Here is a 12478-nt window from a genome sequence, read left to right as displayed (position 1 = left end):
GCGCCGTCATGGTGCCCCTTCATCCACACGACGAAGCAGGCGGCATGTCATTGACAGGGTTGAACCAGGTGAAAACCCTTTGATGGGCGACACCCATCAGCCCCTCCATCAGCCGTGGTCGTCGAAGCAGGGGCCCAGGCCGCGCACTTCCACCGTGCACCACTGGGCGGCCGGGCAGTCGGCGGCGATGGCCACGGCCTCTTCGCGGGTCTTGCAGCTCAGCAGGAAGAAGCCGCCGATCATTTCCTTGGCCTCGGCGAAGGGGCCGTCGACGATGCTGGCGCGGCCTTCACGCACCGTCACGCGCGCGCCCTGCGAAGCCAATTGCAGCGATTCGCTGGCCAGCAGCAGGCCGCGCTCCTTCAGGCCCTGGCCGAAGCGCACCATGCTGGCGTAGGCCTCCTGGCCCTCGGCTTCGGTGCGGGTGCGGCGCTGGCCGACGGGCTCGATGATCAGCAGCATGTAGCTCATGGCGGGGCTCTCTGTTTTGGGGGATCCAAGGGCAATCGATGATACGTGCCCCGTGTTCAAGGGGGATGCCAGGCGTGCACTGTTCACACCCGGACAAGGGGTGGCCGCCATGGTCGGTGATTGCCCTGACCCCTGGCTGGGTGCGTGGTGCCACGATGAACTCACCCGGCCCACACCGGACCGGCCCATCCACCACCTCAACGCTCGGAGCACGCCCATGAACCCCATGCCCACCCTCGAGATCGTCAACCTCTACGGCCTGAACATCCATGCCGGTGGCTGGCCCAAGCTGGGCTGGTGCCGTGTCGAGCTCGACGACGAGGTCTGAGCGCACCAAGCCGGGCGCGCAAAGCCGGTACTTTGGCGCGGCGCGCTGCCCCTGGTGCCAGCAGGTTCTTGGCAAGTTGGCAAGATGGTGCCTTCGTCTGGAGCTTTGCCATGGACACCAAGATACCCCCGGCGGGGGGCGGTGCCGGGCCTTTGCAGCCCGCGTCCCTCGTGCCGACCACCTTCCGCCAGTTGCTCTACCGCTACTGGTTCTTCGGCTGGCTGTTCCGCGACGTGAATCGGCCGAACCTGCTCGAACGCGCGGCGGCCTGGCGCCACAACCAGCACCAGGCACGCTGGCTGCCCACCTACCTGCGGCGCTGGGCCGTGATGACGCTGCTGTGCTTCGGCATCGCCGCGCTGGTCGAGCATGGCGTGGGCGCACCGGCGCTGTCGGCGGTGTTCTACGTGCAGGCGGCGCTGGGCGTGACCTTCAACGTGGTGACCTCGGTGATGCTGCTGGGGCTGAAGATGCTGCCCGCGCCATTTTGAGTGCCCCCAGGTCCGGGTTGCGCCCAGTCCGCCCCCCGTGGGGTGCAAGGAAACTTGGGGCGGCCCGGCGTTTCCTTGAGCGCACCTGTTGGTGGCGTTGGCTGCGGGCGTCAACGTGGCCCGCGGGCGTTGACCATGGGCCACCTGCGCGCGTATCCTGCCTGATGAGTCCACCAGCCCCGCCACCACGGGGACACGCTCCATGAAGAGCAGCGCACCGCCGCAGGCCTCGCAAGACACCGCCCAGGGCCCGCAAGCCGCCACCAGCCGCCGGCGGCATGACCGACTCTCCCTCCGCTGCCCTGTGCTGATCCAACTGGCCGCCCCGCCCGAGCGCGAAGGCATCCTGCAGGACATGAGCCCACAAGGCCTGTCGCTGTTCACCGCCCGCCCCATCGAGCCCGGTTCGCGCTGCACCCTGCGCCTGGTGCTGCCGCTGCCCTCCGGCCCACGTGAGGTGGCGCTGGCGGCCAAGGCGGTCTATTCCTCATACACCGGCCCGGGCGTGTTCCGCATCGGCATGCTGTTCATGGCCCTGTCGCCGGACGCGCAAGCCGCCGTGCGCGAACTCTTGGGCTGACTGCTTTCTTCCCTGTGGCGGCAAAGCTCCTGTCTCGCGCCAGGCCTCGCATCTGAAATATGATGACCATCATATTTATGGATGTGATCCCGCCATGCCCGCCACCCCCTCCCGCAAGGAACTCACGCACGAGCGCATCGTGAAGACCGCCTCGCAGGCCATCCGCCGCAGCGGCTACGACGGCACGGGCGTGGCCGACATCATGAAAGAGGCCGGCCTGACGCATGGTGGCTTCTACGCGCACTTCCCCTCGCGCAACGCCTTGCTGGCGGAAGCGGCCGAGCACGCCGGGGCCGAGGCCCTGTTGCGCCTGGGTGAGGCCGTCGAGCAGGCGCCGCCGGGCCAGGGCCTGGGCACGCTGATTGACCATTACCTGTCCGAGCGCCACTGCAAGGCCGTGGCGCAGGGCTGCCCGATGGCGGCGCTGGGCTCCGAGATGCATCGGCAGGAGCCGACAGTGCGGCATGCCGCCACCGGCCGCATCAAGGCCATGATCGCCCTGGCCGAGCAGCAGGTGCGTGAGTCCGTCGGCCCCGAGGCGTCTGATGCGGCGGTGCGTGATGAATCGCTGGCGCTGGTCAGCAGCCTGATCGGCGCCCTGGTGCTGGCCCGGGCGGTCGATGAGCGGGCGCTGTCCAAGGCCGTGCTCAATGCTTCGCGCATGTTCCTGCATGAGCACGTGGGCTGACGCGCCCGCGCCATCGACCTTCCCCTGACGGTTCAGAGAACCCTTTTGTCCCGCTTCGTGCGGCTCGCTTTCGCCAAGGCCTTGCTGGTCAACAACGCGGGCATCTCGCGCTCGTCGGCCTTCCCGGCCGAGCGCCGCGCCGTGGCCGTGAGCCTGTGGGGCGCGGTGAGTGCGCTGGCCGCGGCCCTGGGCCTTCTACCTGAACCTGCCGCTGGGCCTGTTCTCAGTATGGCGTGGGCGCCTTGGCCCTGCTGGCCTTCACGCGCTGGGCATGTCACACGCCCACGCCGGCCATCGACCTTACGCTCTTTCAGGACCGCACCTACCGCGTCGTCAACCTGGCCACGCTGAGCTTCGGCATGGTCTTCGCGATGATGTTCTTCGGCTTCTGCTTTTTCATGACGAAGATCTGGCACTACAGCCTGCCGCAGGCCGGCGTGGCCGTGACGCCCGGGCCGCTGCTGGTGATCCCGGTGGCGGTGCTGTCAGGCCGCTGGGCCGCGCGTCACGGCCACCGTGCCCTGCTGGTGGGCGGCAGCCTGGTCTATGCATTGGGCGGGCTGTGGTTCTGGACCATGGCCGGCCCTGTGCCTGATTACCTGCACACCTGGCTGCCGGGCCTGTTCCTGACCGGGGTGGGCGTTGGCATGGTGCTGCCAGCCTTGTCCGGTGCGGCAGGTGGGGGCGGTCATGGGCGTGGCGGTCACGGTGATGCTGCTGGGGCACGAGGGCATCGGCCTGGCCGACTTCAAGTGTCTGTACGGAGGCCACATCGCGCTGGCGCTGTTGACGGCGCTGCTGTGCCTGCCGGTGCGCACCGCGCCGAAGGTGGCCTCAGGCGGCGCGCGTTAGCGTCGTATCAGCCGGCGGTGTTCCGGCGGGCCCGCTCGCGCACTTCCAGGGGGGTCTTGCCGGTCCAGCGGCGCACGGCGCGGTGGAAGGTGCTGGTGTCGGCATAGCCCGCCAGCCGGGCCACATCGGCCAGTGGCAGGCCGGTGTGCTCCAGGTGGCGCATGGCCTCTTCACGGCGCACGTCTTCCACCAGGGTCTTGAAGTTCAGGCCCAGCTCGGCCAGCCGGCGCTGCAACTGGCGAGCCGAGGGCATGGCGCCGGGCGCCAGCCCCTGGGCCATGCGCTGCGACAGCACCTCCAGCGTGGGCACCAGGCCTTCCTCGCGCAGGCTGTGGGCCACCTGCTGGCGCAACTGGGCCACGGCCTCGCCCGCCTGCTGGCCCAGGGTCTGCAGCCGCTGGCCGGCCTGTGAGCTCATCAGCGCGTGCACGGCTGGGTCGGCATTGGGGTTGGACCAGCCCAGCCAGTCCAGTGGCATCACCTCGCGGCAATCGGGCATGTCAAAGCGCAGGGGCGCTTCCACGAAGCGCTGCAGCGGGCCGGGGTCGGCCGGCGCGGGGCAGGGCAGGTCCAGCCGCAACGGCACCAGGGCGCGGCCCGACACCCAGCGGGCAAAGCCCAGGCGCGAGGCCACGAAGAAAGTCCAGAACGCGGTGCTGCGCGGCACGGGGCCCAGCAGTTCCTGGCGCGCTTCGATGGTGTGGCCCACCACCTGGTGCTGCCCGCGGATCTCGGTGCACAGCAGCGACTGCAGCTTTTCGAACAGGGCCAGGGCGTCGCCGCCAGAGGCGCTGCTCATCACCGCGTAGCCCAGCGAGCCCATGTGGGCTGGCCGTACGAGGCTGGCGATGCGCAAGGGCGCGTTCGCGTCTCCGCACAGGTGGGCGGCCACCGCCAGGGCCTGCGAGAGCCGGGCACTGGGCACGCGCAGGTGCTCGTCGGCCAGTTGGGCCAGGTTCATGCCCAGCGCCTGGCACACGGGGGTGGCATCGACGCCCTGTGCCTGCACGTAGTCGACCACCACGCGCGTGAAGGGCGCGTAGTAACCGGCGGGGGGCATGGCCGGGGCGGTGTCGGGGCTGACAGCAGATGTTGACATCAACCGAGCATGGTAACGAATGTGAGAGCTTGTGGCGTGGCAAAAGTGCCGCTGTTGGGGCTGCCCACCAGCTTGTACAGGGAGCTGTCCCCAAGGGCTTGTCCGGAGGCGCCTTGGGCCGAACGGCCAACGGGCTGGTGGCTGCGGCCAATGACATCGTCAGCGCGCCCGCCGAGCATGACAGGCATTGAATCCCATCTTCCCACCGGAGGCCACACCATGTCAGCCCTGCCCTCATCGCTTCCCCTGCAGCCCCCTTCGCGTCATGGCGCTGACCTGGCCACCGGCCGGCGCATGGCCCAGGGCGTGCGCTTGCTGATCCGCGGCAACCCCGAGGCCACGCCGCAGCAGTGGGACGCCCTGGGCGCGGCTTTGTGGCGCGGCGACCCCCAGGCCGATGCGGTGGTGGCCTGGCTGCACCAAGTGGGCATGGGCGTGGGGCGCCCCTTGCTGGAGCGCGCCCTCGAGCGGGGCCTGGAGGCTGTGCCCGATGCGCCCGCACCCCTCGTTGACTTCATCCGCTACGTGGAGACGCCGCCCGCCTGGGTGGACCCGGCCAAGCTGCGCGACGGCGCGCGCTTCATCCACCGCGCGGGCCGCTTCGGCATGCTCGTGCTACGCGATGCGGGCTTGATGGCCGGCTACCAGGCCGGCGCCATCAACCAGGCCCTGGTGATGACCGGGGCACTGGCGCGCGGTGCCCAGCGGCGCGTGGCCGAAACCACCTCCTGGTGGGTCGATGCCACGGCCGAGGATGGCATGTCGCGCTTCAGCCCCGGCTTCAAGAACACCTTGCGCGTGCGTGTGCTGCATGCCATCGTGCGCCGCAGCCTGCTGGGCCGCGACAGCTGGGACCGCAACACCCTGGGCACGCCGCTGAACCAGGTGGACATGCAGGCCACCTACCTGGGCTTCAGCGTGGTGCACCTGATGGCGCTGCGCGTGAGCGGGGTGCTGGTCAGCCGGCGTGACGCCGAAGGCATGATGCACCTGTGGCGCTACATCGGCTGGGTGATGGGCGTGGACGAATCGCTGCTGAGCGACGACGAGCAAGAAGCCCGCGTTCTGATCTACCAGAACATCGTCAGCCAGGCCCCGCCCGACGACTCCAGCAAGGCCCTGGGCCGCTCGCTGATGGACGAGCCCCTGGGCCGTCACTACCGCTGGCTGCCTGGGATACAGGGGCGTTTCAACCGCGCCCGCCACCTGAGCGTGGCGCGGCTGTTCGTGGGCTCTGAGGGCATGAAGGCCCTGGGCCTGCCGCCCACCCTGCCGTGGTACCCGGCGCTGACCTTGCTGCCCCGCCTGGCCTGGCACACGCTGGGGCGCATCGTGCCTGGCGTGCAGCAACTGCAGGAACGCTACGGCCGCAGCCGCCAGGCTGGTTACCTGCCAGTGCTGTTTGGTGGCCATGCCCCGGGTGTGGCTTCTGCGGAAGCAGTGTCCCATTCGGCGCACTCTTGATCGCTAGATTGGTAACAGGGTCTTTCAGAAGGCTTGCCCGCAATCCGCTGCCGGCGTATACCGGAGGATGAGGAGACTGCTAGGGGAGGCCTACGATGGCACGCATCCTGATCGTTGAAGACACGCCCGCCAACATGTTGCTGGCGGGCACCATATTGCAAAAGGCCGGCCACACGCTGCTGCAGGCCACCGATGCCGCCCAGGGCCTAGCCCTGGCACGCGAGAACCCGCCCGATCTGGTCCTGATGGACATCCAACTGCCCGGCATGGACGGGCTGACCGCCACGCGCGCCCTCAAGTCCGACGAGCGCACCCAGGACATCCCCGTGCTGGCCCTGACCGCCTTCGCTATGAAGGGCGACGAAGAGCGCATGCGTGCCGCCGGTTGCGCGGCCTACGTGTCCAAGCCGCTGCGTTACCAGCAACTTCTGGCGGCGGTGGATGATCTCTTGGCGCATGATGTGGGCCACGACATCAGCCATCAAGAGGGGATAGGCCCATGACCCAAGCGCGCAAGCCCTCGCCGGCGCTGCCCGAGCCTGCCAGCGGCCCCGACTTCCAGACCCTGTTCCAGGGCCTGCCCGGTCTGTACCTGGTGTTCGACACGGCCCTGGTGGCGGTGGCCGTGAGCGATGCCTACCTGGTGGCCGTGGGTCCTGCGGGGCTGCAGCGCGGGCAACTGCTGGGCCGCTCGCTGGCCGAGGTGTTCCCGCAGGCGGACAACCTGCCCGGCGAGCCCTCCGGCGAGGCCGTGCTGGCCTCGGCCCGGCAAGTGCTCAAGACGGGCGAGCCCGAGGCCTTGCCCCTGCTGCAGCGCGACCGGCCCCAGCCCGACGGTGACTTCGAGGTGCACTACTGGACACCCCACACCAGCCCGCTGCGTGACGCACAGGGCCAGATCGTGGGCGTGGTCTACCGCCTGGACGACGTGAGCGACTACGTGCGCATGCGCCAGCTGCGCGCCGAGCTGGAGCAGCAGGCCCAGGATCTGCGCCAGCGCGAGGCCCAATCCCGCCGGCTGGCCGCCGAGCTGGAGGTGGTCAACGGCGAGATCGCCACCAAGAACAAGCTGCTCGAAGAAGCCAGCCAGCTCAAGTCTGATTTCCTTTCGAGCATGTCGCACGAGCTGCGCACCCCGCTGAACGCCATCATCGGCTTCTCCGAGATCCTGAAAGACGGCCTGGCCGGCGATCTCAGCCAGCAACAGCGCATCTACCTGGGCCATGTGTTCGAAGGCGGCAACCATCTGCTGGCGCTGATCAACGACATCCTCGACCTGTCCAAGATCGAGGCGGGCAAGATGGAGCTCTCGCTCGAATCCATCGACATGCAGGCCCTGCTGGCCGACAGCCTGCTGGTGGTGGCCGAGACGGCCCGCGGTAAGCGGGTGCGCCTGCTCACCGAGCTGTCGCCTTCACTGAACAGCGAGATCAAGGCCGACGCGCGCCGCGTGCGCCAGATCCTGCACAACCTGCTGTCCAACGCCGTGAAGTTCACGCCGGCCGACGGTTCCGTGACCGTGCAGATGGCGCGCGTGCCCCGCGAGCGCGCGGCCCAGGTGGTGCCCGGCTTTGCCAGCGGGCGGCGCATCCCCCTGCCGCCGGGCGAGGCGCACGAGTTCGTGGAACTGTCCGTGCGCGACACCGGCATCGGCATGCGGCCGCAGGATCTGGACCTGCTCTTCCTGCCCTTCTCGCAGGTGGCCAGCCCCGAAGGCCGCGCACAGGAAGGCACCGGCCTGGGCCTGGCCATGGTGCGCCGCCTGGCCGAGCTGCACGGCGGCGCCGTGGCCGTGAGCAGCGAGGTGGGCAAGGGCAGCCGCTTCACCGTGTGGCTGCCCATCCATGGCAGCCAGCCCTCATCCACCGAAAACCTCGAACAACTGCAACTGCCCCAGATCACGCTGCGCTCGACCGCGCTCATCATCGAGGACGACGACCGCGCCGCCACGATGATGCGCCTGCAGCTCGAATCGCTGGGCTTTCAGACGCGGCGGGCCGTGTCGGCCGAAGACGCGCTCAAGCTCAGCGAGCAGTTCGTGCCCGAGCTCATCACGCTGGACATCCGCCTGCCCGGCATGGACGGCTGGGAGTTCCTGCAGCGCATGAAGGCCATCCCCCGCTGGGCCCAAGTGCCCGTGGTGGTGGTGTCGGTGGAGGGCGATGGCCGCATGGTGGGCTACGCCATGGGCGTGTCGCTGGTGCTGCAAAAGCCTCTGAGCATGGACGACCTCAAGCGCGGCCTGGAGCACCTGGGCATGGCGCGCAACACGCCGCGCCACACCACGGTGCTGGTGATCGACGACGACGCGCAATCCGTCGAGCGCGTGGCCGAGCCGCTCAACCACCTGGGCTGCGTGGTGCTGCGCGCCTACGGCGGCTCCGAAGGCATCAGCCTGGCGCGGCGCTTCAACCCGGACCTGATCGTGCTGGACCTGGAGATGCCCGAGGTCAGCGGCTTCGAGGTGGTCGATGCGCTCAAGGGCGATCCGGCCAGCGCGCGCATCCCGATCATGGTGGTCACCGGGCGTGACCTCACGCTGCGCGACCGCCAGCGCCTGAGCGGTGGCCTGTTCGAGTTGGTCAACAAGACGGAGTTCGACCAGGGCCGCTTCCTGGGCGAGGTGCAGCGGGCGCTGTCGCCGTACGTGCACTGAGTTTCATCGGTGCCGTCCGGGCGCGGAGTAGGGCCGTGATGATGCCCCTGATCGGCCGATGCCCGCAGGGTCGCCCCGCCATACTGCCGCCATGACCGCCTGCCGATCCACCCGCCCCCTGCCGCTCGCCATCACCACGCTGGCGGGCCTGGTGACAGGCGTGGTGGTGCTGGCCGGCTGCGTGCAGATGCAGATCAAGCGCCTGGCCACGCCCGATGGCAGCGAGGTGTATGAGTTGCGCGGGCGCGACCCGGGCCGCCTGGCGGCCCAGGCCTCGCAGCGCTGCCCCCATGGCTACGACACGCTGCGGCAATCCCAGAAGAGCAGCATGCTCGAAAGCCCGCTCAAGCCGGCGCAGCTGTGGAATGACGCCCAGGCCTACCTGGAGGATGCGGGCTCGCAGTCCCAATTGCTGGTGGCCTGCAAGGCGGCACCGCCTGCCATGGCCGTGACTGCACCGGTGCCCGCACCGGCTCCAGGCCCGGCGGCCGCGCCGGTTTCGACGCCGCTGCCATTGCCTGTCATCACGGACGGCAGCGCGAAGTAGAAGGTGGCACCCCGGCCGGTTTCGCTTTCGGCCCAAACGCGCCCGCCGTGCTTGAGCACGATGCGCTTGACCGACGACAGCCCGATGCCAATGCCCTCGAAGGCGGTGCCGGCGTGCAGGCGTGAGAACGCGGCGAACAGCTTGTGCGCGTACTGCGCATCGAAGCCCACCCCGTTGTCGGTGACCCAGTAGACGCATTCGTCCTGCTCGGCCACGCCATTGATCACGATGCGCGGCGGCAGGCTTTGCCGGGAGTACTTCAGGGCGTTGGAGATCAGGTTGCTCCACACGTGCGCCAGCATGTGCCGATCGCCCTCGACGTTGGGCAGGCTGGAGATGGCCCAGTCCACATGCCGTGTGCTTTGGCCCTGCAGCACCTGCGCACCTTGTGTCTGCTCCTCGATCACCTGGCGCACCAGGGCATCCATGTCCACCTGGCCGCGTTGCAGCGGCGTGTGGCCCAGGCGCGCGAAGGTCAGGAAATCCGACACCATCTGCGTCATGTGCTGGCCGATGGTCTGGATGCGCTGCAGATGCAGCCTGTCCGTGTCGTTGAGCCGGTTGCCACTGGTCATGTCGAGCAACTGGGCAAAGCCCAGGATCTGCGACAGCGGGGTGCGCAGGTCGTGCGACACGGAGGCGCAGAAGGCGTCGAGCTCCTGATTGGCCGAGGCCAGGGCCGTGTTGCGGTCGCCCAGCAGTTCGTTGAGGCGCTGCAACTCCAGGGCGGCCTGTTCGCGCTCGCGCACCTGGCGTTCCAGCGCGATGCGCGAGGCAGCCAGCTCGATGAACACCTCCACCTTGGAGCGCAGCACGGCGGGCACGGCCGGTTTCATCAGGTAGTCGACCGCGCCGGCCGAGTAGCCCTCGAACATGGCGTCGTCGCTTTTCTCTGTGCCGGTCAGGAAGATGATGGGCGTGCTGCGCGAGCGTGGCCGGCTGCGGATCATGGCCGCGGCCTCGAAGCCGTTCATGTCGGGCATGCGCACGTCCAGCAGGATCACGGCGAAGTCGTCGTGCAGCAGTTGCCGAAGCGCCTCGGTGCCCGATTGCGCCCGCACCAGCCGCTGTCCCAGGGGCTCGAGGATGGCCTCGAGTGACAGCAGGTTGGCTTCGACGTCATCGACCATCAGGATGTTGACGGTGGGTTGGTCTGGCTGGCCCATGGTATTTCCCTCGCTTCTTTTTGATACGGACGTGCGCCCTCAGCGGATGCGCTGGAACAGTGGCTCCCCCCTTCCCAACTGCCGGTAATCGGCTCGGTGAGGTGAGTGCCGCAGTGACTCTCCGATCCCCAGCCCCAGGTGTCCCAGGGGCGTGAGGCTCTGATGGAGCAGTCGGTGGGCCTGCTCCTGCCCTAGTTCATCAAAGTACATCGTCACATTCCGGCAGGAAATGAACTGAAATTCATTGAAGGAGCCGTCTGTGAGCAGGTTGTGCACGCTGAAGACCACGCCGTCGATCAGCGCGGGGTGAAAGCGCAACTGCCCGTCCTGCAACTGGCAGTAGTCCAGCAGGTTGCCCTGGCCGCCGGCCTCCTGGTAGGCCTTTTCATGATCCGCAAGCTGGTAGGGCTCGATCAGGCCCTGCTGGGCCTTGGCGAGCACGGTGGCGCTCAGGTCGGTGGCGTAGAGGCGGCAGCGTTTGTCCAGGCCTGCCTCGTGCAGCAGGATGCGGTAGCTGAAGAGCTCTTCACCGGTGGCGCAGGCGGCCACCCACAGCCGGGGGCTGGGGTAGGTGGCCAGCAGGCCGATCTGCTGGCGCACCAGCTGGAAGTAGGTGGCGTCGCGAAACAGCGAGGTCACGTGCAGGGTCATGTCGCCTTGCAGGCGCACCAGGCAGGCGCGGTCGGCGCGGGCCTTGTCCAGCAGGGCGGTGAGCGAGCCGGTGGCCTCCAGATCCAGGCGCGGCAACAGCCGCCGCAGCAGCGCCGAGCGCTGGTAGCGGGTGAAATCGATGCCGGTGAGCGCCGAGATGCCTGTCACGAACGCCGTCAGCTCGGCCTGCAGGGCCGGCGTCAGGGTCGAAGGCAAGGGCGTGGGGGGCGGCAATGTCATCGTCAGCAGGGACATGGGGCGGTGGGTGCCCTTTTTGCGTGAACAGGCCCTAGCGTGCCAGCCAGACGCGGATCATGGCGCGCAGGTGGTCCATGTCCACAGGCTTGGACAGGTAATCGGAGGCGCCGGCCTCCAGGCAGGTGTCGCGGTCGCCGGGCATGGCCTTGGCCGTCACGGCGATGATGGGCAGGGCTTCGAACTCGGGGATAGCGCGGATGCGGCGCGTGGTTTCCAGGCCGTCCACGTTGGGCATCATCACGTCCATCAGCACCAGGGCGGTGTCGGGCTGGGCCTGCAGCGCGGCGATGCCTTCGAGGCCGCCTTCCGCATGGTGAACCACGGCACCATAGACCTCCAGCGCGGCGGAGATGGCGAAGATGTTGCGCACGTCGTCATCGACCACCAGCACCTTGCGGCCGGCCAGCACCGGGTCGTGCTGGCGGCTCTTGTCGATCAGCGCGCGGGTGGCGGGCGAGATCTTGGAGGGCCAGCGGCTGAGCAGCAGGGTGAGCTCGTCGATCAGGCGTTCGGGCGAGCTGGCGCCTTTGACGATCAGCGCCTGGGCGTTCTTCATCAGCGAGAGCTCTTCCTCGCGCTCCATGTGGCGTGCGGTGTAGATGATGATGGGCGGGCACAGGTTGCCCAGCTTGTCGGCCAACTGCTGCATCAGGGCGCCGCCGTCCATGTCGGGCAGGCCCAGGTCGATCACCACGCAGTCGACACGGTCGCCGCTCATGGCCTGGAGGGCTTCGGCGCCGGTACCTACGCCCTTGGCCTTGATGTCGCCATTGCCGATCAGGTCGAGGATGGCGGCGCGCTGGGTGGCGTCGTCTTCGACGACCAGCACGTTGCGCTGCGGCTGGGTGAGGCGATCAAGCCGGTCGTTGATGGTGTCCTGCAGGGCCTGCACGGACTCCAGCGGCAGCAGCGAGCACGAGGCGGCGCCCAGGCGCAGGGCGCGCTGCTTGTGCTCCAGGTGGCACAGCGCGTGCACGCCGATGTGGCGGGTGCGGGCATCCTGCTTGAGCTGGCTCATGGCGGTCCAGCTGGGCGCGTCGTCGTCGGACAGATCGAGCACCACCAGGGCCGGCGCGTGGGTCACGCATTGCTGCAGCAGGGCATCGGGGTGGGGCACGTGCACGGGCGAGAGCTCGCGCAGGGCGGCCAGCGAGGCCAGCGCGCTGACCAGCGTCTGCTGGCGGGTGGCCACCACCAGCGCACGGCGCTCGGCGTCCACGCTGTGGG

12 protein-coding genes are annotated in these 12478 nt (G+C 68.7%); 7 read left to right on the top strand and 5 right to left on the bottom strand.

What is annotated here, in order from left to right:
* Positions 1–108: 108 nt before the first annotated feature.
* Positions 109–471 carry a YciI family protein gene (locus WAQ08_RS01145; protein WP_422188806.1) on the bottom strand — a complete coding sequence of 121 codons (363 nt, stop codon included), beginning with the start codon at positions 469–471 and terminating at the stop codon, positions 109–111.
* 438 nt (positions 472–909) lie between these two features.
* Here WAQ08_RS01145 and WAQ08_RS01140 point away from each other — a divergent pair, with 438 nt between their 5' ends.
* The 4 genes from WAQ08_RS01140 to WAQ08_RS01125 all read left to right on the top strand — a co-directional run bounded on the left by WAQ08_RS01140 (position 910) and on the right by WAQ08_RS01125 (position 3517).
* Positions 910–1290, top strand: coding sequence for a hypothetical protein (locus WAQ08_RS01140; protein WP_422188805.1), 381 nt, complete (start codon positions 910–912; stop codon positions 1288–1290).
* A gap of 202 nt (positions 1291–1492) precedes the next feature.
* Positions 1493–1870: a PilZ domain-containing protein gene (locus tag WAQ08_RS01135; RefSeq protein WP_422188804.1), complete on the top strand. Its 378-nt coding sequence runs from the start codon at positions 1493–1495 to the stop codon at positions 1868–1870.
* Between the two features lie 94 nt (positions 1871–1964).
* Complete coding sequence (locus WAQ08_RS01130; RefSeq protein WP_422188803.1) at positions 1965–2558, top strand: TetR/AcrR family transcriptional regulator; 594 nt, start codon at positions 1965–1967, stop codon at positions 2556–2558.
* A gap of 233 nt (positions 2559–2791) precedes the next feature.
* Positions 2792–3517 (top strand): MFS transporter, encoded by a 726-nt coding sequence (locus WAQ08_RS01125; RefSeq protein WP_422188802.1) that lies wholly within the window; start codon positions 2792–2794, stop codon positions 3515–3517.
* On the opposite strand, the gene WAQ08_RS01120 is transcribed toward WAQ08_RS01125, so the two are convergent.
* Positions 3418–4509 carry an AraC family transcriptional regulator ligand-binding domain-containing protein gene (locus WAQ08_RS01120; RefSeq protein WP_422188801.1) on the bottom strand — a complete coding sequence of 364 codons (1092 nt, stop codon included), beginning with the start codon at positions 4507–4509 and terminating at the stop codon, positions 3418–3420. The two genes, WAQ08_RS01125 and WAQ08_RS01120, sit on opposite strands and share 100 nt — an antisense overlap.
* A gap of 219 nt (positions 4510–4728) precedes the next feature.
* Here WAQ08_RS01120 and WAQ08_RS01115 point away from each other — a divergent pair, with 219 nt between their 5' ends.
* From WAQ08_RS01115 to WAQ08_RS01105, 3 genes are all read left to right on the top strand, one after another.
* Positions 4729–5973, top strand: a complete 1245-nt coding sequence (locus tag WAQ08_RS01115) for an oxygenase MpaB family protein (RefSeq protein ID WP_422188800.1) — start codon at positions 4729–4731, stop codon at positions 5971–5973.
* Between the two features lie 95 nt (positions 5974–6068).
* Positions 6069–6476, top strand: coding sequence for a response regulator (locus WAQ08_RS01110; RefSeq protein ID WP_422188799.1), 408 nt, complete (start codon positions 6069–6071; stop codon positions 6474–6476).
* Positions 6473–8629: a response regulator gene (locus tag WAQ08_RS01105; protein WP_422188798.1), complete on the top strand. Its 2157-nt coding sequence runs from the start codon at positions 6473–6475 to the stop codon at positions 8627–8629. Before WAQ08_RS01110 ends, WAQ08_RS01105 begins: the two co-directional genes overlap by 4 nt.
* Before the next feature lie 378 nt (positions 8630–9007).
* Here the strand turns inward: WAQ08_RS01105 and WAQ08_RS01100 are convergent, their stop codons facing one another.
* The 3 genes from WAQ08_RS01100 to WAQ08_RS01090 form a co-directional block, all read right to left on the bottom strand.
* Complete coding sequence (locus WAQ08_RS01100) at positions 9008–10342, bottom strand: sensor histidine kinase (protein ID WP_422188797.1); 1335 nt, start codon at positions 10340–10342, stop codon at positions 9008–9010.
* A 39-nt stretch (positions 10343–10381) separates the two neighbouring features.
* A complete protein-coding gene (locus WAQ08_RS01095; RefSeq protein ID WP_422188796.1) occupies positions 10382–11233 on the bottom strand; it encodes a CheR family methyltransferase in 852 nt (283 codons plus the stop codon).
* 49 nt (positions 11234–11282) lie between these two features.
* On the bottom strand, positions 11283–12478 hold a 1196-nt coding region (locus WAQ08_RS01090; RefSeq protein ID WP_422188795.1), incomplete at its 5' end, for a response regulator.

Source organism: Aquabacterium sp. (assembly GCF_049274795.1).
Taxonomy (GTDB): Bacteria; Pseudomonadota; Gammaproteobacteria; order Burkholderiales; family Burkholderiaceae_C; genus Aquabacterium.
This window is presented reverse-complemented; position numbering and strand designations above follow the sequence as displayed.

Bases quoted from the DNA above. Each gene is read 5' to 3' on its own strand.
- WAQ08_RS01135 (WP_422188804.1), top strand. From the start codon at position 1,493: ATGAAGAGCAGCGCACCGCCGCAGGCCTCGCAAGACACCGCCCAGGGC.
- WAQ08_RS01145 (WP_422188806.1), bottom strand. From the start codon at position 471: ATGAGCTACATGCTGCTGATCATCGAGCCCGTCGGCCAGCGCCGCACC.
- WAQ08_RS01100 (WP_422188797.1), bottom strand. From the start codon at position 10,342: ATGGGCCAGCCAGACCAACCCACCGTCAACATCCTGATGGTCGATGAC.
- WAQ08_RS01140 (WP_422188805.1), top strand. From the start codon at position 910: ATGGACACCAAGATACCCCCGGCGGGGGGCGGTGCCGGGCCTTTGCAG.
- WAQ08_RS01110 (WP_422188799.1), top strand. From the start codon at position 6,069: ATGGCACGCATCCTGATCGTTGAAGACACGCCCGCCAACATGTTGCTG.
- WAQ08_RS01115 (WP_422188800.1), top strand. From the start codon at position 4,729: ATGTCAGCCCTGCCCTCATCGCTTCCCCTGCAGCCCCCTTCGCGTCAT.
- WAQ08_RS01095 (WP_422188796.1), bottom strand. From the start codon at position 11,233: ATGACATTGCCGCCCCCCACGCCCTTGCCTTCGACCCTGACGCCGGCC.
- WAQ08_RS01130 (WP_422188803.1), top strand. From the start codon at position 1,965: ATGCCCGCCACCCCCTCCCGCAAGGAACTCACGCACGAGCGCATCGTG.
- WAQ08_RS01120 (WP_422188801.1), bottom strand. From the start codon at position 4,509: ATGTCAACATCTGCTGTCAGCCCCGACACCGCCCCGGCCATGCCCCCC.
- WAQ08_RS01105 (WP_422188798.1), top strand. From the start codon at position 6,473: ATGACCCAAGCGCGCAAGCCCTCGCCGGCGCTGCCCGAGCCTGCCAGC.